Origin of the sequence: Mesorhizobium escarrei, from assembly GCF_935825525.1 — a bacterium.
GTDB classification, from domain to species: domain Bacteria; phylum Pseudomonadota; class Alphaproteobacteria; order Rhizobiales; family Rhizobiaceae; genus Mesorhizobium; species Mesorhizobium escarrei.
The window spans coordinates 1-24,584 of sequence record NZ_CAKXZT010000162.1; the positions used below are offsets into that span (position 1 = coordinate 1).

20 protein-coding genes and 2 pseudogenes are annotated in these 24,584 nt (G+C 63.0%); 7 read left to right on the plus strand and 15 right to left on the minus strand.

The window, feature by feature from the left end:
- Positions 1-397: 397 nt before the first annotated feature.
- Entirely contained in the window at positions 398-991 is a 594-nt protein-coding gene (locus tag NMG80_RS29990) for a DJ-1/PfpI family protein (protein ID WP_254021467.1), read from the minus strand.
- Positions 992-1,117: 126 nt separating this feature from the next.
- On the minus strand, positions 1,118-1,819 hold the full coding sequence (locus tag NMG80_RS29995; RefSeq protein ID WP_254021468.1) for a GntR family transcriptional regulator: 702 nt from the start codon (positions 1,817-1,819) through the stop codon (positions 1,118-1,120).
- A 140-nt stretch (positions 1,820-1,959) separates the two neighbouring features.
- On the opposite strand from NMG80_RS29995, the pseudogene NMG80_RS30000 reads away from it, so the two are divergent.
- The 3 genes and pseudogenes from NMG80_RS30000 (at position 1,960) to NMG80_RS30010 (ending at position 5,521) form a co-directional block, all read left to right on the plus strand.
- Positions 1,960-3,186 (plus strand): annotated as a pseudogene (locus NMG80_RS30000) (iron-containing alcohol dehydrogenase).
- Positions 3,187-3,210: 24 nt separating this feature from the next.
- Positions 3,211-4,691, plus strand: a pseudogene (locus tag NMG80_RS30005) (NAD-dependent succinate-semialdehyde dehydrogenase).
- Positions 4,692-4,702: 11 nt separating this feature from the next.
- Positions 4,703-5,521: an alpha/beta hydrolase gene (locus NMG80_RS30010; protein ID WP_254021469.1), complete on the plus strand. Its 819-nt coding sequence runs from the start codon at positions 4,703-4,705 to the stop codon at positions 5,519-5,521.
- 139 nt (positions 5,522-5,660) lie between these two features.
- On the opposite strand, the gene NMG80_RS30015 is transcribed toward NMG80_RS30010, so the two are convergent.
- The 13 genes from NMG80_RS30015 to NMG80_RS30075 form a co-directional block, all read right to left on the minus strand.
- Positions 5,661-6,602 carry a choline/ethanolamine kinase family protein gene (locus NMG80_RS30015; RefSeq protein ID WP_254021470.1) on the minus strand — a complete coding sequence of 314 codons (942 nt, stop codon included), beginning with the start codon at positions 6,600-6,602 and terminating at the stop codon, positions 5,661-5,663.
- A 21-nt stretch (positions 6,603-6,623) separates the two neighbouring features.
- Positions 6,624-7,589, minus strand: coding sequence for an aminoglycoside phosphotransferase family protein (locus NMG80_RS30020; protein ID WP_254021471.1), 966 nt, complete (start codon positions 7,587-7,589; stop codon positions 6,624-6,626).
- A gap of 10 nt (positions 7,590-7,599) precedes the next feature.
- Positions 7,600-8,880, minus strand: a complete 1,281-nt coding sequence (locus NMG80_RS30025; protein ID WP_254021472.1) for a Zn-dependent hydrolase — start codon at positions 8,878-8,880, stop codon at positions 7,600-7,602.
- The gene (locus NMG80_RS30030; RefSeq protein WP_128184062.1) at positions 8,873-9,634 is read right to left on the minus strand and encodes a DeoR/GlpR family DNA-binding transcription regulator; all 762 of its coding nucleotides are present in this window, start codon (positions 9,632-9,634) and stop codon (positions 8,873-8,875) included. Before NMG80_RS30030 ends, NMG80_RS30025 begins: the two co-directional genes overlap by 8 nt.
- Positions 9,631-11,502 (minus strand): dipeptide ABC transporter ATP-binding protein, encoded by a 1,872-nt coding sequence (locus tag NMG80_RS30035; protein WP_254021473.1) that lies wholly within the window; start codon positions 11,500-11,502, stop codon positions 9,631-9,633. The genes NMG80_RS30030 and NMG80_RS30035 overlap by 4 nt, the downstream gene beginning before the upstream one ends.
- Entirely contained in the window at positions 11,499-12,425 is a 927-nt protein-coding gene (locus NMG80_RS30040; RefSeq protein WP_254021474.1) for an ABC transporter permease, read from the minus strand. The genes NMG80_RS30035 and NMG80_RS30040 overlap by 4 nt, the downstream gene beginning before the upstream one ends.
- Positions 12,425-13,405, minus strand: a complete 981-nt coding sequence (locus tag NMG80_RS30045) for an ABC transporter permease (protein ID WP_254021475.1) — start codon at positions 13,403-13,405, stop codon at positions 12,425-12,427. The genes NMG80_RS30040 and NMG80_RS30045 overlap by 1 nt, the downstream gene beginning before the upstream one ends.
- Before the next feature lie 125 nt (positions 13,406-13,530).
- Entirely contained in the window at positions 13,531-15,114 is a 1,584-nt protein-coding gene (locus NMG80_RS30050) for an ABC transporter substrate-binding protein (RefSeq protein WP_254021476.1), read from the minus strand.
- Between the two features lie 380 nt (positions 15,115-15,494).
- Positions 15,495-16,304, minus strand: a complete 810-nt coding sequence (locus NMG80_RS30055; protein ID WP_254021477.1) for a formylmethanofuran dehydrogenase subunit C — start codon at positions 16,302-16,304, stop codon at positions 15,495-15,497.
- The gene (gene fhcD, locus NMG80_RS30060) at positions 16,301-17,209 is read right to left on the minus strand and encodes a formylmethanofuran--tetrahydromethanopterin N-formyltransferase (RefSeq protein ID WP_254021478.1); all 909 of its coding nucleotides are present in this window, start codon (positions 17,207-17,209) and stop codon (positions 16,301-16,303) included. Before fhcD ends, NMG80_RS30055 begins: the two co-directional genes overlap by 4 nt.
- On the minus strand, positions 17,197-18,828 hold the full coding sequence (locus tag NMG80_RS30065; RefSeq protein ID WP_254021479.1) for a formylmethanofuran dehydrogenase subunit A: 1,632 nt from the start codon (positions 18,826-18,828) through the stop codon (positions 17,197-17,199). The genes fhcD and NMG80_RS30065 overlap by 13 nt, the downstream gene beginning before the upstream one ends.
- Entirely contained in the window at positions 18,822-19,928 is a 1,107-nt protein-coding gene (locus NMG80_RS30070; protein WP_254021480.1) for a molybdopterin-binding domain-containing protein, read from the minus strand. The genes NMG80_RS30065 and NMG80_RS30070 overlap by 7 nt, the downstream gene beginning before the upstream one ends.
- A 130-nt stretch (positions 19,929-20,058) precedes the next feature.
- Positions 20,059-20,439, minus strand: coding sequence for a 4a-hydroxytetrahydrobiopterin dehydratase (locus NMG80_RS30075; RefSeq protein ID WP_254021481.1), 381 nt, complete (start codon positions 20,437-20,439; stop codon positions 20,059-20,061).
- Between the two features lie 160 nt (positions 20,440-20,599).
- On the opposite strand from NMG80_RS30075, the gene NMG80_RS30080 reads away from it, so the two are divergent.
- From NMG80_RS30080 to mch, 4 genes are read left to right on the plus strand one after another with little or no spacing between them, the layout of a single operon-like run.
- On the plus strand, positions 20,600-21,568 hold the full coding sequence (locus tag NMG80_RS30080) for a beta-ribofuranosylaminobenzene 5'-phosphate synthase family protein (protein ID WP_254021482.1): 969 nt from the start codon (positions 20,600-20,602) through the stop codon (positions 21,566-21,568).
- 37 nt (positions 21,569-21,605) lie between these two features.
- Positions 21,606-22,499, plus strand: a complete 894-nt coding sequence (locus NMG80_RS30085) for an NAD(P)-dependent methylenetetrahydromethanopterin dehydrogenase (protein WP_254021483.1) — start codon at positions 21,606-21,608, stop codon at positions 22,497-22,499.
- The gene (locus tag NMG80_RS30090; RefSeq protein ID WP_254021484.1) at positions 22,489-23,625 is read left to right on the plus strand and encodes an ATP-grasp domain-containing protein; all 1,137 of its coding nucleotides are present in this window, start codon (positions 22,489-22,491) and stop codon (positions 23,623-23,625) included. Before NMG80_RS30085 ends, NMG80_RS30090 begins: the two co-directional genes overlap by 11 nt.
- Positions 23,622-24,578, plus strand: a complete 957-nt coding sequence (gene mch, locus NMG80_RS30095; protein ID WP_254021485.1) for a methenyltetrahydromethanopterin cyclohydrolase — start codon at positions 23,622-23,624, stop codon at positions 24,576-24,578. The genes NMG80_RS30090 and mch overlap by 4 nt, the downstream gene beginning before the upstream one ends.
- Positions 24,579-24,584 lie beyond the last annotated feature (6 nt).

Sequence of the window (24,584 nt, forward strand, 5' to 3'; positions counted from 1 at the left end):
TACCCCTAAGTTAGCGCCTATGGGACAGCGCCCCCCTCTGTCGTCCTGCCGGACATCTCCCCCACAAGGGGGGAGATCGGCCGTCACATCGCCTTCGCGAACCGCCACTGTCGCAAGAGCAAGCGGTGCGCCAAAGCTGCCAATCTCCCCCCTCGTGGGGGAGATGTCCGGCAGGACAGAGGGGGGGCGCGAAGGATCACTACAGATCAGCATTTATCCTGAGCCGCTGCAATTCTTCGGCGGATGTCACGGAATGGATCCGCCAACGCTCAACTCAAGCTGCCGCCCAGGACGACTGCATAGCTGCTACGATGGTGCCTGTTTGGGCTGGATTGCCAAGCAGCGGGTCACCAGGCTGGATGCCGACCCCGTCCGGCAGCCGGTCGGAACAATTGACTCAGTTGTGGCGGATTTCCGTTCCCAGCACCGTCAGGCACTCGCGGATAAACGCGGCAAGTGCGGTCCAGCCCTTTGCCGAGACCATCGTCCCGTCGACATAGGCCTCGGTCGGCGACAGGTCGATATAGGTTCCGCCGGCCAGCGTCACTTCCGGCTCGCAGGCGGCCAGCGCACCGACTTTCCTGCCACGCACGACGCCGTCGACCGCGATCAGGATCTGGACCCCATGGCAGATGGTAAAGATCGGCTTCTCGTTTTCGTGGAAATGGCGGACGATCGCCTGCACGCGCTGATCCGTGCGGATGTACTCGGGGCCACGACCGCCCGCGCAATACACGGCATGATACTGGTCGAGCTGTTTTTCCGCCTCCGAAAAGGTCTTGTTCAGCAAGGCATAGTGGCCCGGTTTTTCGGTGTAGGTCTGGTCACCTTCGAAATCGTGAAGCGACGTCTTGATCAGGTCTCCAGCGTTCTTGTCAGGACAGACGACGTGGACGATGTGGCCGACCGCCTCCATCGCCTGCTGATAGACGAAGATCTCGTATTCTTCGGTAAACTCACCGGTCAACATCAGTATTTTCTTGCCTAGCATGGTCGGTACCTCGTTTTGTGAATGGAAGGGCTTTATCCGGGATGTCCCGGGCGTTTGCCTGCGTTGATCAACGGTGCATTCAGCTTGACGGCGCCGCTCCCGACGGTGACGAACATCGTGCCAATCTCAATCGAACGCCGGCAGCAAACGATCACGGGAATGCTCGATATGACGGCGCATCGCCTGTTCCGCCGCCGCGGGATCAGAGGCAGCGAAGGCGGCCAGGATGGCCTGATGCTCGTCGAGCGCTTCCTCGGTGACGCGCGAATGGAACATCAGGCGGAAGATGTGGAAGTGCGTGTGCTGGAACGCGAGAGTCTCGCGTACGAGTTCATTGTTTGCAAATTCCATGATCCTGTCGTGGAAGATGGCGTCCTGCCGCGCAAAATTGGAGTAACGCAGGCGTTCATCCTTGCCCTCGCGGCGCGCCATGCCCCCTGCGGACTCCTGCAGTACCGCAAGTTTCGTCTCATCCATCAATGCGGCTGCCTTGACCGCCGCATGCGGCTCGAGCAGCAGGCGAAGCTCATAGAGTTCGTCAAATCGGCGCCTGGTTATCTGCGGCGCGGCGCGGTAGCCGATCAAATGTGTCTTCAGCACAAGGCCTTCGCCTTCGAGGCGGCCAAGCGCTTCACGGATTGGCGTGTGGGATACTTCGAGTTCCTTGACCAGGCTGTCGACGGTGATCCGTGAGCCAGGCGCGATCTTCAGCGACATGAGTTGGGCGAAGATCGCTTCATAGACGTCCTCCACCAGGCTGTTGGATCGCTGGATGCGCCCCCTGGCGGGGTCGGCTTCTCGGGCATTGCTTGCGTTCGTGGCCTGCATCTTTGCCTCTTGACAGGACCACTGGCTAACATGATGCTTCGCCCAATACAATCCTATATCATATACGATTTAATAGAGGATATTTTTGGGGCCGAGTTCGGCGAACTTTCGCCTTCCACATCATCGAAGGGACACAGAACATGAGCCTTTTCGCTGCAATAAGGCTGCCGCGTGAAATCCTCTTCGGGAAGGGCCAGCGCCATGTCATTGCAACCGTAGCGGCGAGGCTCGGCCATCGCGCTCTCGTCTGTACGGACGAGCGCTTTGCCACAACTGTCGCCTTCGCAGAGATCATCGCGACGCTCGAGGGCGCATCGATCGATGTGCTGGTTCACGACCGTGTGCAGCCCGATGTGCCACGCGACTCGGTTGCTGTCTGCGTCGAGGAGGCGCGGGATTTTGCGCCCGACATGGTGATCGGCATCGGCGGCGGCAGTTGTCTCGACATGGCCAAATGCGCCGCGTTGCTCATCAGTCACGGCGGCCTGCTCCAGGACTACTACGGCGAGTTCAAGGTGCCCGGTCCGATGCTGCCGCTGATCTTGGTGCCAACGACAGCCGGCACCGGCTCGGAAGTGACCCCTGTCGCGGTGATCTCCGATCCGGATCGCACCATGAAGGTAGGCATCTCCAGCCCGCATCTGATCGCGGCAGCCGCCATCTGCGACCAGGAACTGACGATGACATGTCCCCCGGGGCTGACGGCGATCGCGGGCGCAGACGCGCTGACCCATGCGATCGAGGCTTTTACCGCCGTCAGGCGCGGCACCGACCCCGGCCTGCCGCAACAACATGTCTTCATCGGCAAGAGCGCGCTGACCGATCATTTTGCGCTGCTCGCGATCAAGCTGCTTGGCCGCAGTCTCGAGAAGGCCTACCGCGACCCCGCCGACGAGGACGCTCGCGCCGATGTGATGATGGGCGCGCTTGCAGCCGGCTGTGCGTTCGGGACGGCCGGCACGGCGGCGGCGCACGCGGTGCAATATCCGGTCGGCGCCCTCACCCACACCGCTCACGGGCTGGGTGTCGCCACCATGCTGCCATATGTCATGAAGTACAACCGGGCCGCCGCGGCCGCCGAGATGGCCGAGATCGGCCTTGCCCTTGGTCTCGACGGCAGCGACCGGAGTTCCGGTGAGATGGCCGACGCGACGATCGACTAGGTCGGCCGGCTGTTTGCAGCGATCGGGATCGCGCCTACGCTGGCCAGGCTCGGGCTTCCCGCCGACAAGCTCGATTGGACGGCCGAACAGGCGCTTGGCATTGACCGTCTCATCAAGAACAATCCGCGTCCATTCGACCTGGCAGCCATGCGGGGCCTGATCCAGGCCGGCTATGATGGCGACCTCGCCACCTCTGTCATGTGAGCAATCGAGGAGCAGGCCGTGAACATATCGCATCAGGTGCTGGCGGACGATCAGGACACTGCCGACTTCCATAGATTCTCCCACGGCTTGTATATCGGCGGCCAATGGCGGCAATCCGCCGACGGCACGGAAATCCAGGTCGTGGACCCTTCCACGGAAGCGGTGATCGCCGCCGTTCCCGATGCGACGATCGAAGATGCCGCGGCCGCCGTCGAGGCTGCGGCCAGGGCCGCCGATGGCTGGCGCACAACGGCGCCGCGCAAGCGTTCCGAAATCCTCAGAAATTGCTTCGAGCTGATGACGCAGCGTTCCGAGACGCTGGCCACCCTGATCTCGCTGGAAAACGGCAAGGCACTGCCGGACGCGCGTGGCGAGATCGCCTATGCTGCGGAATTCTTTCGCTGGAATGCCGAGGAAGCCGTTCGCATCACCGGTGAATTCGGGATGGCGCCTTCCGGCACCAACCGGATCGTGGTCGACTACGAGCCGATCGGCATCTGCGTCCTTGTCACGCCCTGGAACTTCCCTGCCGCCATGGCGACGCGCAAGATCGCGCCCGCCTTGGCTGCTGGGTGCACGGTAATCTTGAAGCCGGCCAGCGAGACCCCGCTCACCGCCTACGCGCTTGCCGCGCTCTACCAGGAAGCAGGCGTTCCGCCAGGTGTGGTGAACGTTCTGACAACCTCCAATCCCGGCCCGGTGACGGCCGCGATGCTGGCCGATCCGCGGGTGCGCAAACTCTCCTTTACCGGCTCGACTTGTGTCGGGCGGGTTCTGCTGGCCGAGGCCGCAAAGCACGTGGTTTCGTGTTCGATGGAACTTGGCGGCAACGCGCCATTCCTTGTGTTCGATGACGCTGATCTCGACGCGGCGGTCGATGGGGCGATGGTGGCGAAGATGCGCAACGCCGGCGAGGCCTGCACGGCTGCAAACCGCATCTATGTCCAGTCCGGCGCTTACGATGCGTTTTGCGAAAACCTCGCCAGGCGGATGTCGACACTCAAGATCGGCGCTGGCACGGACGCGGCCACGGAGTGCGGGCCGATGATCACCAGGAAGGCCGTGGACAAGATCGACCGTCTGGTCAACGATGCTGTCGCCCGTGGCGCGCGGGTGCTGTGCGGAGGCAAGGCAGGCTCGGGAACCGGATACTACTATCCGCCGACCGTGCTCTGCGACGTCCCGGCCGAGGCGGAGATGGCGCACGAGGAAATTTTTGGGCCGGTGGCGCCGATCTCGAGATTCGAGACGGAAGCCGAAATCATCGCGCGCGCCAACGACACCGAATACGGTCTTGCCGCCTACATCTACACGCGCGACCTTGCGCGTGGAATGCGGGTGGCATCCAGGATCGAAGCCGGGATGATCGCTCTCAACCGCGGCTTGATGTCCGATCCGGCAGCACCGTTCGGCGGGTCAAGCAGAGCGGCCTCGGCCGCGAGGGCGGCCAGCATCACGGCATTGCCGAGTTCATAGAGGCGAAATACCTCTCCATCAGCATCTGAGCGGAGGAAGAGTGCAAAGCGATCCGTTCCGCATCCGCGACCATGTCGCCGATTTCGATCAACTCGTCCAGGATATCGTTCACCGAAGCGAGGCCGTCCGCGCAACCATCCCGATGACAGCGGACATTGCCTATGGGCCGGATCAGACCGAAACCATCGACCTGTTCTTTCCCCCGGGCAAAACAAGCGGCCTGCCGGTGCACATGTTTATCCATGGCGGCTACTGGAGGATGTTCTCCAAGCGCGACTACTCATACGTCGCGGCGACGATCACCCAGGCCGGCGCGATTGCCGTCATCGTCGACTATGCTCTGATGCCCAAGGTCAGAATGGCGACGATCGTCGACCAGGTGCGCCGCGCCAAGCAGTGGGTTCTGGACCATATCGCCGACCATGGCGGAAACCCGGCAGACCTGACCGTCAGCGGTCATTCGGCCGGAGCACATCTTTCAACGTTTCTGTTCAACAGCGAGCCTTCGAACGTTCGGGCAGCCCTTCTGCTCGGCGGGCTCTACGATTTGAAACCGCTGCAGAACTCCTTTCTCGCCAACGAGATTGCAATCACCGATGAGGAAGTCGCCAGGTTTACACCGCTTGCCTATCGGCATGATCCACAAACCAGGGCGATGGTTCTGGTCGGAGCCAACGAGACGCCGCCTTTCCATCAGCAAGCAGACCGATTCAAAGAGCACCTGCTGCAGCAGGGTTCGCCGGTAATTTCGCTTGTTCTCACCAACCGCAACCACATGGACAGTGTCAGGGATCTCGGCGTGCCTGGGAGCCAGGCGGGTGATTGCCTGACGAAACTGATTGCCAACGACGGCCGCTAACCTTCCTGCAGACATGCCGGCCATGGCGGCTTAACCGCAATGCCAATCGGGCAGTAGCTGGAGACGGACGCGCCCTCTTTGGCTCATCATGACATGAAAATATGTCGCTGGTCGGAATTGCTTCGACTAGTGATACCCGTCAGACCGCCCTGAGATGCTCGATCCATTGCGGGGTCTGCATCACCGAGCGCGCGCGCATATATTTCCACGCCCCGTATTTGTAGAAATCGAAATCGAGCGCCGATACGACGTTCTGCACCATCGCCCAGGTTCCCCACTTCACATCGGCGAGCACCTTGTGCACGACCAGGCGAGCTTTCAACCGTGGATCGAACCTGCCGAAATATTCCTCGATGACCTCGGCCTCGACCGCATCGGAGAAGAACATTTCTCCGCACCAGATGCCGAGTTCGTAACAGCGATCGTTGTTTGCCGCATACTCATAATCGATCAGCATCATCGACCGGTCGGGCGCGATCATGAAGTTTCCCGGCATCGGATCGTTGAAGCACGGCACCAGGTCGATGCCCGAAGCCTCGAGCGCCGCCCGCGCCAGCCGGTACTGGCGATGCAGCCAGGCAAAATCCGCGGGCAGCGCGCCTCCGAGCTCGCGCACCTGATCGACATGCTCGTCAATCATATCGAAGACGGTCTTGGTCAGCGACAGCAGGCCCGAATCGTTGAAGCGCCGGTAGAGACCCAGCACCGAGCGCCGTACATCCGGGTCGAGGAAATCGCGGTTGGTACAGGAGCGCCGCCCCTCCATGAAATCGGCGATCTCGACGCCGCGTTCGTCCAGATAGCCGTAGACCGCGGGTCCGATACCGAGCGAGTGCGCACGCCGGCTCGCCTCCGCCGCCGCCTTTCGGTCGATGAACATCTCGGTGCCGCGGCCCGGAACCTTCACGAAATAGCTCCCTGCCTGTCCCGCGATGCGAACGCGCCAATTGGAATTGCTGATGCCGCCATGCACCGGCCCGTAGCGGAGATCGCGGCCGGCCCATGGTTCGACGGCACAGATGACGGCCTCGATCTCCCGCTCGGCTTCGCTCACCGCCTCGCCCGGCCGCTTCTCAACCATGTACAGCCTCCTTGCAGTCGCTCAAAGCCGTCTCAACTTCAGTTTGAAGTCCGGATGGCGAAGGGCCATCCGGCAGCGCAGCAGGCGCCACTGCGCGTATTTCAGAAACTCGATATCGCCGCTCGGCGATATCGAGTTCATAAGCATCCCCCAGAGCCCCCACACCAGATCGTCGGCCGCCGCATACGCACGGCAGCGGTCGAGGGAAGCCTGACGGAAGGAGCCCTCGAACACCTCAAGCGCCGGCCGCATCTCTTCTTCGAACGGAAAGGCCTCGTTGAGAACAATGCCGATGTCGTAGAGAGGGTCGACATTGCGGGCTTCGTCGAAGTCGACGAGCTGAACCGCCCCGTCCTGGCTTATCATGACGTTGGAGGCGAGGCCGTCGGCGTGGCTGGGCCGGACATCGTAACCCGCAGCCGCGATTGCGCGCTCGATCTCGCCGACGCCGTCGAGCATCCACCAAAGATCGTCGGGGCGGTCGACGCCAGCGGCTTTGCAGGCGTTGTCCAGCACCCGGATCCTATCGAACACCGTCCAGGACAAAGTGAATGGCCGCGCCCCGTGGATCGCCTTTTTAAGCGCGATGACCTGTTCCATCACGTCCGCCCGCCGCAGATCGTCCATGCGCGCTGTTTTCCAACCGGGCGGCAGGAGATCGAAGACGATCGCGTCGGCGTCTCGCGCAAGGTGCCGCGGACTTGGCGTGCAGCCCAGTCCGGCCGCGATGGAGGCGGCTTCAAACACGGCCTCCAGGTCGACGAACGCCTTCTGGTCCGAGTTCACGATCTTCAGGAAATAGGCCGGAGACGGCTGGTCGACCGCCACCAGCCATGCTTCGCTGTCAACGCCGCGATGCGAGGGCGATGCGATACCCGGAGGAGCTGAGGTAAAACCAATCTGTTTTCCCGTCCAGGCCGCAACAGCGATGAGCGCCGCCTCGGCACGAACTTCCGCGGGGGTCGAGGCTTCGCCGAGCGTCTTCATCGTCTGTCCTTCAGTTCTTCAGGATGTTGCCGTCAAGGCAGAACCGCCACAGCATCCCGGCGAGCAGTTCCGTCCCCAGGAGCCGGTCCTCGGGCGTCGTGAACTCCGTCGGGTGGTGGATGACACCGCCGACGCTCGGCACCCCGATAACGATCGCCGGCGTCACCGCCGACATGCTGACTGCGTCGTGCCCACCGATTGTGTCGAGCCGCAGCACCGTCTGCCCGAGCGATTTGGCGGTCTGTTCGGCCAGATCGATCAGCCCGGCGTCAAATTCTCCCGCCCGCCTCCGGTCTATTGATCGAATTTCGAATGATGCGCGCGCGCGGGCGGCGCAGGCTGTGATTTTCTCCTTGAGTTCCGCTTCGGCCGACTCCAGAAGCTCGGCACTTCCCGACCGCAGTTCGATGAACATCACCGCCTCTGCCGGCACTACGTTCGGCGAATTGGGATGGACTTCCAGCCGCGCCGCCGAGGTGTGCAGACCCGGACCGGCCTTGTCGGCCATGTCCCTGAGTTCGGCGATCAGATAGGCGGCAGCGAGCAGCGCATCCTGCCGCTCGGCCATCGGTGTGGGGCCGGTGTGGGCCTGCCGGCCGAGGTAAGCGAGGCGATATTTGACGGCGCCCCAGAAACGGGTAAATGCGCCGATCCGCAGGCCGGCCTTCTCGAGATGGGCTGAACCTTCGATGTGGATCTCGATCAGGGCGTCCGGCACCACGCGAGCGGCCTTGCCGGCATAGCCGATCTCCGACAGCGCCTCGGCCACCGAAACGCCGGAACCGTCCCGGCGCGCCAGCGCGAAATCGAGGTCGATCTCACCGGAATTGACGCTGCTGCCAAGCAGGCTGGGCTGGAATCGCGCACCTTCCTCGTTGGTCCAGTTGACGATGACGAAGTTGCATTTCGGCGTGATGCCGGCTTCGGCCACCCGGCGCCGGATCGACTCTATCGCGCTGCAGGCGGCAATCACCCCATAGGCGCCGTCGAAACGGCCACCATTCGGCTGACTGTCGAGATGCGAACCGCACATGATGCACGGCGCATCCCTGCCGGCCCAGTCGAGAAATCCGTACATGTTGCCGATCGCATCGACCTCAAGGCGCAGGCCTTCCTGCGCGAACCATGCAGCCAGCCAGTCGCGTGCCAGTCCATCCTCGCGGGACAGCGTCAGTCGCATCATCGAGCCGTCCGGACCACCGCCGAAGGCGGAAACCTCATCCATCATCCGATGGAGGGCTTCGGCGTCGATGCCGGGGAAGGCCGAAGGGTCCTTGCGAATTTCAAGCATAGAGCACCTTTACCTGCGCCTGATCCATTTGAGCGGCGAAGTCCGCCTTGAGGGGAGCGTCGGTGATCAGGATGTCGACGTCCCGGAATTCGTATGTGCAGATGGAGCCCTGCCGGCCGAACTTGCTGCTGTCCGCCAGCATGACGCACTGTTTGGAGTGCTTTCGCAGCGCGCGGCGAATGTTCGCCTCGTCCTGTCCGAGGTCCATGAAGCCGAACCTGCTGTCGACGGTTGCAATGCTGACGAAGGCGATGTCGAACAGGTGCCGCGTGACGAGATCGACCGGATCCTGACCCATGAAGGCGCGGTAGCTCGCCCTGACGTCGCCGCCGACCGCCACCAGATTGGGATGTCCGGCATCGGCGAGCAGCGCGACGATGTCGAGCGAGTTGGTGTAGACGGTGATATCAGGCCAGTTCCTCAGATGCTTGGCGAACGCCAGCGTCGTCGTGCCGGTGTCGACGAAGATCTTGATATGGTCTCTGAGCAGGGTCGCCGCGCATTCGGCGATGCGCGCCTTTTCGCGCGCGTTCAGCCGCATCCGGTCGGCGATGGGCTCATCGGCGTCCGGGCGCGGCTTGACGCCACCGCCATAGATGCACCGCAGGTGCCCCTCGAGTTCCAGCTGCTTCAGGTCGCGACGCACCGTTTCCCGGCTGACATGGAAATGCTCGGCGAGTGCCTGCACCGACACGCGCCCGTGCGTCTCGAGTTCGGCAAGCGCGTATTGCAAGCGATCTTCAGGATCGCTCATGCAAATCTCGCTTCCATCGGTATGTTCCTCCCCGTCTTTTGTCCATCATGCGGCGGCGCGGGCCCCTGTCTTTCAACCAGGAAGCAGGCCGCCAACTCGCCGTGATTTCGCACCGTCAGCGTCGGGCTCTCGGCATGGCACCTGTCGAAGGCATGCGGACAGCGGCTGGCGAAACTGCAACCCGGCGGCAGGTCGATCGGGCTCGGCGGCTCGCCTTCGAGCAGGCAGTCCTCCGGCTTGTAGCGGCGCTCCTCCAGTGTCGGTACCGCGCTCAACAGCGCCTTCGTGTACGGATGCCCGGGATCGAAGAAAAGACGCTCATTGTCGGCGATCTCGACCACCTCGCCGAGATACATCACGGCAACCCGGTTGCAGACGCGGCGGACCATTGCAAGGTCATGCGAAATGAAGACGTAGGTCAGGCCGTGCTGGGCCTGCAGTTTTTCGAACAGCGCCAGCAGGCGGAACTGCTCGGTCTGGTCAAGCGACGACAGCGTCTCGTCCATGATGAGCACCTTCGGCTCGAGCACCATGGCGCGGGCGACGTTGACACGTTGGCGTTGACCGGCGCTGAGCCCAAGCGGCAACTCATCGTAGAGGTTCGCGGGAAGCTCGACCTCGGCCATGACCGCCAGGACACGATCGCGTATCTCCTTCGCATTGCGCATGCCGTGCACACGCAGCGGATCCTCCAGGATCGCGCCGATCGATGTCCGCGGCGGCAGCGAGTTGAACGGATCCTGCAGCACGAGCTGAAAATCGCGCCGGAACTTCAGCAGCATCTTTCCCCTCAGTTTCGAGAGATCCTGGCCATCGCAGATGACGCTGCCGCTGTCCGGAAACTCCAGGCGGCTGAGAAGCCGCATCAGGGTGGACTTGCCGCAGCCGGACTCGCCGACCACGCCGAAATTCTCGCCCGGCATGACGTCGAAGGTGACATTGCGCACGGCGCGGACCTCGCTGTGGGCCGCGAACGTTCCCCGTTTGCGGACACGGTAGGTGCGGGTTGCGTCGCGTATGCTGATCGTTGGCCTCGCCGCGTTCGGTGTACGTGGAACCGCGACCGCTTCGCTCGTCCAGATTTTCGGTATCTGGCTGATCAACTGCAGCGTATAGGGATGCTGCGGCGCGTCGATGAGCCGCTGCGGGGTGTTGCGCTCGACAATCCTGCCTTCGGACAGCACCAGGACCTGGTCGGCCGCCTCCTTGACCGTCGGCAGCGAAGAGGAAACGAACACCACCGCGGTGTCGAAACGCTCCGTCAACTCGCGCATCAGACGCAGGACCTGCGCTGCGACTGTCACGTCGAGCGGCTGGGTGACGTTGTCGGCAACGAGAAAAGCTGGATTGCTGATCAAAGCGTCGACGATCAGCGCGCGCTGCATCATGCCGCCGCTGAACTGCGAAGGGTACTCGTCGAAACGTAGTCGTGGCGAGGGAATGCGGACCGCTCCAAGAAGATCGATGACCCGCTTGCGGGCTTCCGAGGGATCGATGCCGGGCACTACGGCGCTCAGCTTCTCGACGATCTGGCGGCCGACCGGCAAAGTCGGATCCAGCGCTCCCATGGGGTTGGCGCCGACATAGGCGATCTCCCTGCGCAGCAGGCGCATCCGCCCGCCGGCCAGGTCGAGGATGTTCTGCGACTTGTACTCGACCGAGCCGGACGAGATGCGCAGCGGCGGGTCGATCCAGTTGACCAGGGCTCGCGCCAGAACGGTCTTGCCCGAACCGCTGGCCCCGATGATGCCGACGATTTCACGCGGGGCGAGATCGAAACTCACATCCGAGAGCACCGGCCGGGCGCCAGCGCCCGTGCCCACTTCCACGCCGAGGTTTTTAACCGACAGGACCGGGCTGCTGTTCACGACACGCCTCCGTAGATCCGGTTGCGGGCCCGTTCGAGCGAAGCGCCCATCAGATTGATGCTGGTCAGGGTAAGGCACAGGAACACCCCCGGCATGGTGGCGATCCACCACGCATTGAGCAGGTACTTCCTGCCATCGGCGATGATGTTGCCGAAGGTCGGCGTCGGAGGCTGCACGCCGAGGCCGATGAAGCCAAGGATCGACTCGAAGATCATCATGCGCGCTACGTCGAGCACCGACACGAAGATGATCGGCGGCAGCACCAGCGGCGCGAGCAGCCAGACCATGATGCGAAAATCCGAAGCGCCGCTGAGCTGGGCGGCGCGCACATATTCGCTCTTGCGTTCGGTCATCACGACGCTGCGCGTGACGCGGGCATAGACCGGCCAACTCGAAAGACCGAGCACAAGGATGATCGCCGGGATCGTCGGCCGCGATACCCCCAGAACGGTGATTGCGAGGATGATCATCGGGATGGAGAGCTGCGCGTCGGTGATCCGCATGATCACCATGTCGATCCTGCCGCCATAGTAGCCGGCGAGCATGCCGAGCGAGCAGCCGATGATCAGCATCACCACCACGGTGGACAGGCCGATCAGCAGGGAATAGCGCAAGCCCACCAGACTGCGCACGAGCATGTCGCGACCGATCTGATCGGTGCCAAGCGGTGCCGCCCAGTTCCATTTGTCGCCGAGGAAGGGCGGCGACTGCAAACGGCCGGCGACGTTCATCTTGGTGGGGTCGATCCCGCTCAAGGCCGGGTAGAGCAGCGCCGCGAGACCCAGTATGGCGAAGATCACGAGGCCGACCCGGAACTCGTTCGACGCCAGCGCCGCCTTGCATATCCGCCGGGACAGGGAAGCGCCGCGCTGCGCTTCCGGCGCGGTTACCTTCAGGCTCAGATTGGTTTGCGCGAGGCTCATCAGTATTCCAGTCTCGGATCGATCAGCGTCGCGATCAGATCGACCGCGATGTTGATCAGGACGAAGATGACGCTGGTGACGATCGCGATGCCCTGAATCAGCGGAAAGTCGCGCTGCAACACGGCGTTGATGGTCAGAAGCCCCAGTCCGGGATAGTCGAAGATGAATTCGATCACGAGCACGCCGCCGAGCAGGCCGCTGATCTGGATGCCGAGAAGGTTTAGCAGCGGAACGGAGGCGTTGCGCAGCGCGTGCGCGAAGATGATCCGACGCTGGCTGAGCCCGCGCACGCGGCCGACTGCAATGAACGGCATCATCATTGCCGAGGAAATCGAGCCGGTCAGCGTCCGGATAAGAACCGGCGAAAGTTCGACAGCCAGCACGATTGCCGGCAGGATCGTGTAGGCAAAGCCCTTGTAGCCGATCGCCGGCAGCCATCCGAGCTTCACGGAGAGCAGCAGCGCAAGCACGATGCCGAGCCAGAAACCCGGCAGGGATATGAAGATCGATGACACGTAGAAAGCGACTTTGTCCGGCCATCGCCCGGGAGACAATCCGGCCGGGATGCCGACCAGGAACGAAAAGAGCATCGCGAACACGATCGCCAGAAAGGCGAGTTGCAGCGTCATCGGCAGGGTCTCGCCGATAAGGGTGAGCACATCGGCGCGCTCGCCGCGCGTGGCATCCCCGAAACTGGATCCGCCGGTCGAGGCGCCGCTGGCCGGCCGAACGAACGACTGGCCGAGGTCGCCCCTGACGACGCCGCTCATGTAGCGCCCGAATTGAACCAGCACCGGGTCGCGAAGCCCCATCTCCTTGGCGATCTGCTCGATCAGCGCCTCGGGCGCCATTCCGCCCGCCATCAACCGGACGGGATCGCCAGGAACGACGCGAAGCAAGGTGAAAATCAGCAGCGTTACAAGAAAAATGATCAGCGCACCCTGGGCCAGGCGGCGGACAAGAAAGCTAATGATGAACATTCCATCTCCTGCGGCGGACGAAGCCCGAGGACTGGTTGCCAGCAGCCGAGCCCGTGTGTCTCACCCGGCCGTCGACGACAACCGCGGCCCGGGTTGTTACTCCCGCGGGCCGCGGCTGGCGCCGATCAGGCGAACGCCCCCTTCGACGCGTCCATGGAACCGTCCGGATAGATGAAGAGCCCCGTGAGAGATTTGTCCATCGCGTGGATCATGACGGAGGTGAACAGGGAGAACGACGGCACCTTCGCGGCAATCATCGGCATCGTCTCGGTCTGGAGGATCTGCTTGCGCTCCTCGAGCGACGCCGCGCTGCGCTCCTTGTCGAGTGAGGCATCCAGTTCGGGATCGACAATGCCGGTGATGCGCTTGGATGAGGAATGGAAATGCGTCCGCAGCACGAGGTCCGGCTCGGGCGATCCGGTCGACCAGCCGCAGTCGACCATATGGCCCGGACCGCCGCCGGGACGGTCGTAGAGACGCTCGTTCCACGCCGCGATCTCCAGCACCGACAGCGTGACGGGGAAGCCCTGCTCCTGCAGCATGGCAGTGATCACCTCGCCATACTCCTTGGTCTTGGGATAGAACCCGACCGAGGTGATGTATTCGAGCTCGGGCAGCCCTTGCCCCTTCGGGAAGCCTGCTTCGGCGAGCAGGGCCTGGCATTTCTCCGGGCTGTATTCGGGATAATTGGGCAGGTCGATATAGCCGAACTTCACCGGCGAGACATAATTCGCCGAGGCATGGCCGGCCTCGCCGAGGATTTCCAGCAGCATGGACCGGTCGATCGCGTGGCAGGCCGCCATGCGCACGCGCGGATCGTCGAAGGGTGGCTTGGAACAGCGGAACCACAGATATTTGTTTTCGACCGAGACCACGCTGCTGATTGCCACCTTCTCGTTACCTTGCAGGGTCGCCACCTGCTCCGGTTCGAGCCGCTCCACGATGGACGCCTGGCCGTTCATCAGCGACAGCATGCGGGTGGTCGAATCGCCAACGAAATTGAAGCTGATGCCGGGGATGGTCGGCGCCCCGAGGAAGTAGTCCGAGTAGGCTTCCAACACCGTGTCGTTGCCTCGCTGCTCGACGAACTTGTAAGGCCCGGTGCCGTTCAGGCGCTGCGAAAGCGGCCCGCTGGGCCCGGCGGCGATGTCGGTTGCCGACAGCATCGGCAGGTAGGAGGCGAGGAAGATGAACAGGTGCGCCGGATAGCCGCCCTTCGATGTGTCGACAATCACCGTGTAGTCGTCCGGCGTTGTGATCGTCAGCGTCTCGGTCGAGCCCGGATACCATTGCGCCGGCCGGTCGGGCTGCGAGCCGTATTCGAAGGTCGCCTTGACGTCTTCGGCCTTGAATGGCTTTCCGTCGTGGAACTTCACCCCTTCACGCAGCTTGATCTCAAGCTTGGTCGGCTCAAGCAAGTTGATCTTGGTGGCGAGCTCGTAGATGACCTCGTCGGGTTTTTCGACACGCATCGGCGTCCGCGTCAGGAACCCCATGACGAAACCCTCGATGTTCTTCTGCGATAGCGTCGTATGCGCCGTCGGATCCCAGTTGCCGGTGATGTTCTCGGCCGACAGGAAGACCAGTTGCTTGCCCGCCTGCGCAGCCGCGCCGGAGACCAGGAATTCCGGGTTGATCACCATAAGCCCGGCGCCCGCTCCGAACGCCGCCATGCCTTTCATGAAATCGCGCCTGCTTGACTCGCTCATATGTTGTTCCCCTTTTTCGTTATGTGGTTTTGTGGTTTTCCTTACGTTAGCCAAAACTCTCCGCTTGGCAACACAGATTCTTGCAGCGTGCTGCCGATACCGCGCGAGGAAAGGGGAAGTCGCCCTACTTTGGTGGAATTTTGGGCATTTTGGCGCAAAAACGTTCTGCTGGAGAAGGCGAGACGGCCCTCATTGCCCAGCAAAGAGGCACGAAATTGGGTTTTTGGAATCGTGTGGTTTCTTCCAAAACGTCGCAAAGCCAAACAGTATGCGAAATGTCTCGCGGGAAGAAATCAGCAGTTCACCGGAACATGCAGCTGCAATTTGCGGATGTCGGCCGGAGCACGGCGCTGAAGGCATTGCTTTATCAGCAGCACGCCTCAGTGAGGGAAAAGAACCTCACCCATTCCAAGCACCGCGTTGTCACCGCCATATTTCTGCGGCGCGTTGCCCAGAAGCGGCCGTTTCAAAATACCATCGGCGATCAGATGGCGATCGACGACGGCGGCGAAAACGCTTTCCGGCGCGCCGCATTCGACGAAGCTCGGCGACAGACTTTTCGGCGCGCGATCGAGAAGGATCGAACCGCGACGCATCAGATAGCCGGGCATCTCGCCGGTGCCGCCGGCCACCACCAGCGTGCCGGCGATCATGCGGCTGCCGGCATTGTCGCCTGAGCCTTTCAGCACCGCGATTAGGCCGCGGCGCATGCGGTCGGCGGCAAAAGCGCCGGCTTTGCCCCTGACGATCAGCACGCCGCCATTCATGCCGGCCAATTCGCCGGCGAGCGGCCCACCAAGGTGATCGCCGGCGTTGCCGGTTATTTCAAACCTGCCGCCGCGCATGCCGGAGCCGGCATGCGGACCCGCATTGCCTTCGATCGTCAGCGTGCCGCCACGCATGGCGCGCCCGGCCTGGGCGCCGGCATTGCCGACGACGCGAACCGAACCGCCCCGCATGCCTTCCGCCACGCGGTCGAGGCGCGCGCTGCCACCTTCGAAGACGATGTCCAGCAGATCGTTGCCGGCGATGCGAAAAATATCGCCGACCTTCGATCCATGTTTCGACATGCCGATCTGGATTTTTTCGAAATCGCGCCTTTCGATCCCGGCAAGCCGCTCCGCCGTCAGCAGTGATAGATCAAGGCGCTCCGGCGGCTCGGCGACAAGGGTGAAGGTCAGCGCTTTCACGGCAGCATATCCTTCAGCGAATAGATGAACTTGCCGAGCTTGCCGCCGTAATTGCCGGCGCTTATCCGAACCGCGCCTCGCTGCGGCCCGAGTTCGATGACGGCCTTGATGCCGGCCTTCATAGCGGCGGCTACGGCGTCGTTGGTCTCGCCGTCGATGACGATTTCCAGGACGGCATTGATGTCGGCGCCGAGCTCACTCCTGACAACACCGCGCAGTGTCGGAGCGTAGGCTTCGTTGGCCGACGCGATCATGCCCTTGTATTTACCACCGATCTTGGAACCCGAACGGGCAATGCCGCCCGGAAACGGCACGATCGCGCCCGGCACCAGGCCGATCGCGGCAACCGCGGCCTCGGCGGCGAGCAAGGCCTTGGCGCTGCTTTCAGCCATGACGAAGAAATTGCCGCCGCCGACGGCAGCCTTGGTCAGCCCGGTCGTTGCTTCGCACAGGAACTCGCCATCCATGACGGGAACCCGCCAAAAATGCCTGCCGCCGATTTTCTTGGAGATCTGCCAGCCATCGCCAAAGTAACGCAGCGCCGATCCGAGCTTCAAAGCGGCGCTGCCCTCCAGTCCGGCGAAGCAGGCCGAACCCGGCGAGGTCAAGACACATTGGCCGACGCGATTGAGCAGTTGTTTCTGCAGCTCATCTGTTCCCATCGCGAAGATCAGCACGCGGCAGCCGGGCCGGCCGTCCGGCGTGGCCGATGGCGGCAGTTCGACGTCGATTGCCGCTTCGCAGCCGCAGCCGATCACCGAGGTGGCAAAGCCGGTCATCGTGATCGCCGCCTGGCGCGCCCATTTCCGGTTCGGCGCGGTGATGATGATGGCGGTCGCGCGCATGCCGAAGGCCTCGGCAAAGGTATCGTCGATCACTATGCCATTTACGCTCACGTTCGGCATGCCACCTCGCCGAATGGCTGTTCGCGCGCGATCGCCGTATCCGGGAAATCGAACCAGTCCAGCGACAGGCCGTAGCGCTGCTGGTGATAGTCCTCCAGACGCCGCAGCATCGCCTTGTCCGGCGACGGATTGAGCCTGAGCGCCTTGCCCCAGCGGTAGTGGGTGATTTCTCCGTCCTGGACGACGAGATCGCCATCCTTGAAGACATATGCCGCCTGCCCCAGCATTTTCGCGATATTTTGGTCCCTGCGGTAGACAGCGATGTCGGCTGTGGCGCCGGCGCCGAGATGGCCGCGATCCGTCAGACCGAGCAGCCTGGCTGGGGCCGCGCGCGTCATGATGGCAATTTCCTCGAACGTGTATTCGCGGTCGATTGCGGCAAGGGTGGAGAGCGCCATCGCCGAAGGTGAAAGTCCGGCGATCATTTCGGTGCGCGCTTCCCGGGTCATCAGCAACTCGAACAGGGCCGGATAGACGGTAAAGGGCGCGCCGTTGGGGTGATCGGTGGTGAAGAAGACACGCCACGGATCGTCGATCAGGAGAAAAAGCTCGAGCCCGATCGCCCACTGCATCGTGCCATAGAAATCCTTGCCATAGCTGTAGGGCACGATGCCGCCGCCATTGCCGTCGCCGTCATGAATGACGGATTTCTTCGGCTGCGCACTGCCACGCGCCGAAAACTGCCGCATGACGTCGGAGGAGACGGTGACCGTCTGGCCGAACATCACCTGGCCGATATCGATGGTGACTTCCGGCGTCGCATTGACCAGTTCGGCAAGACGCGCCGCGGCCGACGAAAACCTGCGCTTGCCTTCCGTGCCGTAGCCGTAGAACTGGAGATGGGCGAGGTGCAGCGGCAATCCTTCCGCCGCCGCGATCGTCGCGGCCGCCGTATCCGCCGATCCGGGGCTGCCCAGATTGTTGCAATGGACATGCAGCGGATGCGGGACGCCGAGACTGTCGACCGCCGCCTGCAGCGTCTTGACGATCTTGCGCGAGCTGACGCCATAGGAAGGCACCACATCGTCGAGCGAGAAGGTGCGGACGTTTTCCTTGAAGGCGGCCGCCGCACCGGCGTTGATCACCTTTACCCCAAGCGCCCGCGTCGAGGCGACCGTCCAGGCGACATAGTCCTCGATCATTTGAGAGGAGGCGTCGTCGCGGATCATCGACAGCAGGAAATCGTCGTTGCCGAGAATGGCGAGCGTCGCCTTGTCGATGATCGGGATGTCGGCCAGTTCGAGATGGGTGTGAAGCGCGGCTCCCGGCGACATCGCCGGCTCGACGACCGTTGTAAAACCCATTCTGGCGTAAAGGCATCCGGTCTGGAAAGTCGACCAGCCGGCATTGGAGAGCGGCGTCGTCGCCGGTCGCGCCTGGTGCGCGGCATGCTGCTCGGGCAACAGCAGCCGTGCCGTATTCACGTTGCCGCCGCCGATGTGGGAATGGATGTCGATGGCGCCCGCCATGACGATGCAGCCGGCAGCGTCGATGGTCCGCTCGGCAGCGCCACCCGCCGGCGCCGCAACGATCTTGTCGTCGCTGATCCACAGGTCGCCCTTGCCGAGACGGCCGTTGACCGGATCGATGATGTCGCCGCCGGCGATTTTCGTCAGCATGGCAACGCCGCCTCGGCGGAGACATGACTGGCGACCAGCCGGATAACAGTCGCAGCGGAGGGCAGTTCAGAGGCCGCTCGTGCATCGACCGACCGCAGCGAACCGGTGCGGCTGGAATAGACCACCGCCTGGTGATCGACGCCCGCTTCGCCGATGGCGATGGTGACCGCAGCGCCCGCGACCGGCTCGTGCGTTTTCGCCAAGGCAATCAGCGCCATGCGGTTCCTTTTCTTCTGCGGCTGGACAATTGAGGACGAGATCCGCAGGTGCAGGTCGGCTTCGCCGGCAGCGATCATGCGCGCGACATCGTTACGCCAGGGGTCGAATTCCGGGAAGCCGCGCGCAAATCCGGTGCGCAGCGGAAAACCGGTCATCCAGGTCGAGGCGAGTGCGCTTCCCCAGCCGTTTTCGCTCGCCGACAGATGCAGGCCGGACGCGCGTGACTTGCGGTTGAGATCAGTGACCAGCCCTTGCAGCATCTCGAGCGCCAGCCCTTCTGTTGCGTCGCCTGAAAACAGGAAAACGGGAAAATGCGCAGCCTCCAGGGCTTTGGCGAAATCGTCGAAATTCGATACCGGCCGCGATGTCTGGCGCCCCCTCCACTGCGCCCTCAGCGCCGCCAGCGTCGCGCCGAGGCTTGCCTCGCCGCAGGACAGGATCGTCGCAATCCGCCCGTTGCTCAATCGCGGTGCAGACATTTCGTTCGACCCGATAAGAAAGATTTCGCGTTGATTCCTGGCTGAGAGATCGGGGGTCGAGAGATCGGGAACCGTGGCTGAGAGTTCGCCGACAAATTGATGATGGATCTGCGGGAGTTCGCCGACGACCACCACGACATCGGCGCGCCGGCGCGCCTCGCCGGGCGCAACGGTCATCGCGCCTTTGTCGGTAAAAAGCGCGGCCTCCCGGGAAACTGCCGCGCCATCGGCATGATCGTATGCCGCGCCAACCCGCTCAGCCAGCGCGATCGCCGCCCTGGTGCCGTGTATATCCGTATCCAGGCTGAAAACCGGGCACCGGCTTGACCCCAACAGCGCGGCGGCATGTGCAGCCGCGCGCTCGACCAGCGTTTCCCGGTTGCCGATCCAAGCAACCGCCATTCATTACGCTACTTTCTGGTGCCGGCCCGATCCTAGACGAAACTGGATTGGTCGTGAACCCCGCCTGTCAGCAGATTAGCCAATGTTTTAGCGAATGTTTTCTGGCGCCATCAACAAATTCCGACCGCGCTTAATCATATTTGATGTAAGCGAAGCGCTGATCGGTCGGCGGAGTGCCTTCCAGCGCGCCGCCTTCCCTGGCCGGCTGCCACTGGACGACTTCCTCGATCTTTTTGGCCAGTTCGAAGTCCTTGTCGGTGATGCCCTTGGCTGCGTGGTTCATCAGGCGCACCTCGACCCAGGCATAGGACGCCGTGATGTCGGGATGGTGCCATGCCGCCTCTGCGAGATGGCCGACCGTGTTGATGACCATCAGTGTCGATTTCCAGCTGTGGGTCTTGTATTTGCGCCGGATCCAGCCGTTCTCGTAGTGCCATTTCGGCAGCTCCTTCTCGAGCCGGTCGGCAATCTCAGCTTCCGAATAGACTTTTTCCCTCGTCGTCTCGTTCATCTCGACCTCCGCGAATTGCCCGGTCCGTTCTCGCGCCGGGGCCAAAAACAGATAAAACGAATGCACTCTCTCCGGCTTGCCCCTTCGACGAAAACAGCTATCATGGCGACGGGCACCTAAACTTCCATGATGCGTCTATGATGCACCCATCGGGGGGCAGATGTCGAATTCTGTTACCATACGAGTGCCCGCCCGCCTGCATCTTGGCTTCCTCGATCTCAACGGCGATACCGGGCGTCGCTTTGGCAGCGTCGGCCTGCCGCTGAGCGAACCCGAAACAACAGTCACTCTGTCGCGATCCAGCGAGACCATCGTCGAAGGCACCGAGAGCCGTCGCGCCGGCGAACATCTGTCGACGCTCTGCAGCCATCTCGGCATTCGCGGCCAGCACCGTCTGGTGGTCGAACAGTCGATCCCGAGCCATGCCGGCCTGGGCTCCGGCACGCAGATCGCCCTTGCCGTCGCCGCGGCGCTGCGCACGCTCCACAAGCTGCCTCTCGATATCGGCAGCGATGCGACCCTGCTCGATCGCGGCGGCCGATCCGGCATCGGCATCGCCAGTTTCGAAAGCGGTGGCGTGATTGTCGACGCCGGCAAGGACGACAGCGGCAGGCCGCCGCCGGTCGTGGCGCGACTGCCGTTTCCAGAAGAGTGGCGCGTCATCCTGATCCTCGATCATGGCGGGCATGGACTGCATGGCGATGCCGAGATCGCGGCATTTCGTTCGCTGCCGCCGTTCCCGGAATCCGGCAGCGGCGAGATCTGCCGGCGGGTGCTGATGGGCATCATGCCGGCTCTGGTCGAGCACGACCTGCAAGCCTTCGGCGCCGCCGTCACCGCGATCCAGATGCTGATCGGCACCCATTTCGCCCCGGCGCAAGGCGGCGTGTTCACCTCCAAGCGGGTCGAGAACGTAGCCCACGGTCTCAACCAGGCAGGCGCCGTCGGCATCGGCCAGAGCTCATGGGGGCCGACAGGGTTTGCCTTTGCTCCATCGCAAGACGCTGCAGTCAGCTTCGCCAGCGCGGTTCAGCAGACAATTGAAGACGGCATCGAGATCAGGATCGTCAAGGGCAGGAATTCCGGCGCGAAGATCAGTTCGACCAGACTTGATCTCGTCGGCAGCTGACGGCCCGGCAACTCAGGTTCAAGAAGAAAGGCGAAAAATGGCCCGCAAACACATCCTGCACATGCTGACGCCGTTGAAGCATATGAGCCCTTTCGACGTGAACATGGCGCTCGATGCAGGCTTCGACGCCGTCGTCCCCTATGTCGATGTAGGCCTCGGCGAGGTGACAGGCCTCGTGCAGGACGCGATCTTCTCGCGCCCGCCCGATGCGGGCGTCGATACCGGCATTTTCATCGCCGGCAAGGATGCCTCGCTGGCGCTCGACATGTTCGACGCAGCGCGAAAAGCGATGGTGCCGCCTTTCCAGGTTTCGGTATTCGCCGATCCGGCCGGCTCGTTCACCACGGCCGCGGCAATGGTGGCCAAGGTCGAAAAAGCGTTGGAGAAGAAATTCGAGCGCGGGCTGAGGGACACGAGGATCGCTGTTTTCGGCGCCACCGGCGTCGTCGGCTTCTGCACCGCCGTGATCGCCGCCAGGGAAGGCGCGGCGGTGACGCTTGTCGGTCATGACGGCATCGCAAGGGTCGAGCAGATCGCGGCCTTGATCAAAAGCCGGTTCAACATCGCCGTGGATGCGGCAGACGGATCGAGCGACGCTCTCAAGACGAAGCTGGCCGAGGCGAGCCAGGTGATCCTGGCGTGCGCCAAGGCCGGCGTCCAGGTGGTCTCGAAAGCCCAGTTGAAAGGCGACGGCCTGCTTATTGCTGCCGACGTCAATGCGGTTCCGCCGGCCGGCATCGAAGGCGTGGCCGTCAATGCCAATGGCGATCCGCTCGGAGCGGCAAAAGCTGTCGGCATTGGTCCGCTCGCCATCGGCAACGTGAAATACAAGGTCGAATTCGGCCTCTTCAAAAGAATGATCGAAGCCGAAAAAACCATTACGCTCGATTTTCAGGAAGCATTTTCCCTTGCACGCGAGATTGCCAAATAACGCCGGATCTCTCCTGATCGCGGCGATTTCAGGCCGGGCGCTGGCTGCCGCTGCGCGCCGCGCCTTCTATCGTCCGCTGGTCGCCGATTTCTTTTGCGATACCGACACGGTGGCGCTTGCCGAGCGCGCGACGACGCTGCCGGGCGACCTGCAAGGCGGCATCGACCGCGAGCGCATCATCGAGACGCTTCGGCAATTGGCAGGAGACGACCAGCCGGTCGCCATTGTCCTGGGTTCTGGCTTCGAGCGGATGACAGAGACCGTCGACGAGATCGCGCGCCATTTTTCGCTTGCCGGCAACAGCGGCGCCGCGATCCGCAGGATCAAGGACCCGCAATTGCTGGCCGCCGATTGTGCCGAACTCGGCATTCCGCATCCGGAATTCCGATGGGACCCGCCGCCCGATCCGGAGAACTGGGTGGTCAAGACCGCGGGCGGCGCCGGCGGCGCGCATATCACACGGGCCGCCGGAGAAACCCCGGTATTACCGAGTAAGGCTCCTGGCGGCCGCTATTTCCAGCGTTTCATTGCCGGCCGCAGCATCTCGGCCCTGTTCGTCGGCGACGGCAAAACCGCTGATATCGTCGGCTTCAGCCAGCAATGGGCGTCCCCCGCCCCGGCAGCGCCCTATCGCTATGGCGGCGCCGTGCGGTTGAGGCGCTTCGATCGCAGACAGGCGGCGATGATCCGCGGCTGGCTTTCAGGTCTGGCGCTCCGCGCCGGCCTGGTTGGGTTGTGCAGCGCCGATCTCATTCGCGGACCGGATGGCTACAAGCTCATCGAGGTCAATCCGAGGCCCGGCGCCACGCTCGACATTTTCGACGATGCCGGCGCGCCATTGATCGAAGCGCATCTGCGCGCCGCGGCAGGCAAGGCCTACCGTCTGCCGCGCTTCGTCGATTCGATGGCGTCGATGGTGACCTACGCGGCGGCGCCGATCGCCCGGTTTCCATCGATTGCCTGGCCTGAATGGACTGCCGACCATCAGTCGCCCGGCACCCGTCTGATCGCCGGCGATCCGGTCTGCACCATCTTCGCGCGCGGTCCGAGCGCCGATCTGACCAGGCGGCTGATCAAGGGACAAGCCAGCCGGTTGCAACACCAATGGGAAGGAGACCGGACATGAAAGACGGTTCGGCATTCCTCAACGACAATGCGCAGCGCATCATCGACGGCATGATCAGCGACGCCGAACGCCTGCGTATCGGCGTTTCCAGGGGGCCATTGGGTGAGTGCCTGATCGATGCGGGCGCCAAGGCCGCCGGCGGCGTCGAGGCCGGGCTGCGCATGGCGGAAGCCGCGATGGGCGGCCTCGGCAGCATTTCGGTGTGCATGGATCGTGGGTCGCAAAAATGGCCGTTCACCATTGAAGTGCGGTCGTCGCAGCCGGTGCTTGCCTGCCTCGGCAGCCAGTATGCGGGCTGGAACCTGTCGAGCCAAGGCTATTTCGCCATGGGATCGGGACCGGCGCGGGCGCTGGCCCGCGTCGAACCGCTGTTCGAAACACTTTCCTATCGCGACACCGCGTCATCCGCCGTGCTTATCCTCGAGACGGCCGAACCGCCGCCCCAACCGATCGTCGAGAAGGTCGGCAGGGCAACCGGACTGCCAACCGAAAAGCTCACCTTCCTCTATGCGCCGACACAAAGCCTTGCGGGCGGCGTGCAGATCGTCGCGCGCGCGCTCGAGGTTGCCCTGCACAAGACCAACGATCTCAAATTTCCGCTGGAGAACGTCGTCGACGGCATCGGCACGGCGCCTATCCCAGCCCCCCATCCGGATTTCCTGACCGCGATGGGCAGAACCAACGACGCCATCATCTATGGCGGCAGCGTCCAGCTGTTCGTAAAGGGCTCGTCGAAAGACGCCAGCGAGCTCGCGGAGCGATTGCCGAGCCGCGCCTCGCGCGACCACGGCCACCCCTTCGCCGAGGTCTTCAAGCGGTTCAAGGGTGATTTCTATGCCATCGATCCGCTGCTGTTCAGCCCGGCCGAAGTGATCGTCACGGCGATCGAGACCGGCGATACGTTTCGCGCCGGCGAGCGTGATATGCAGATGCTCGAACGGAGCCTCGGTTAGACCATG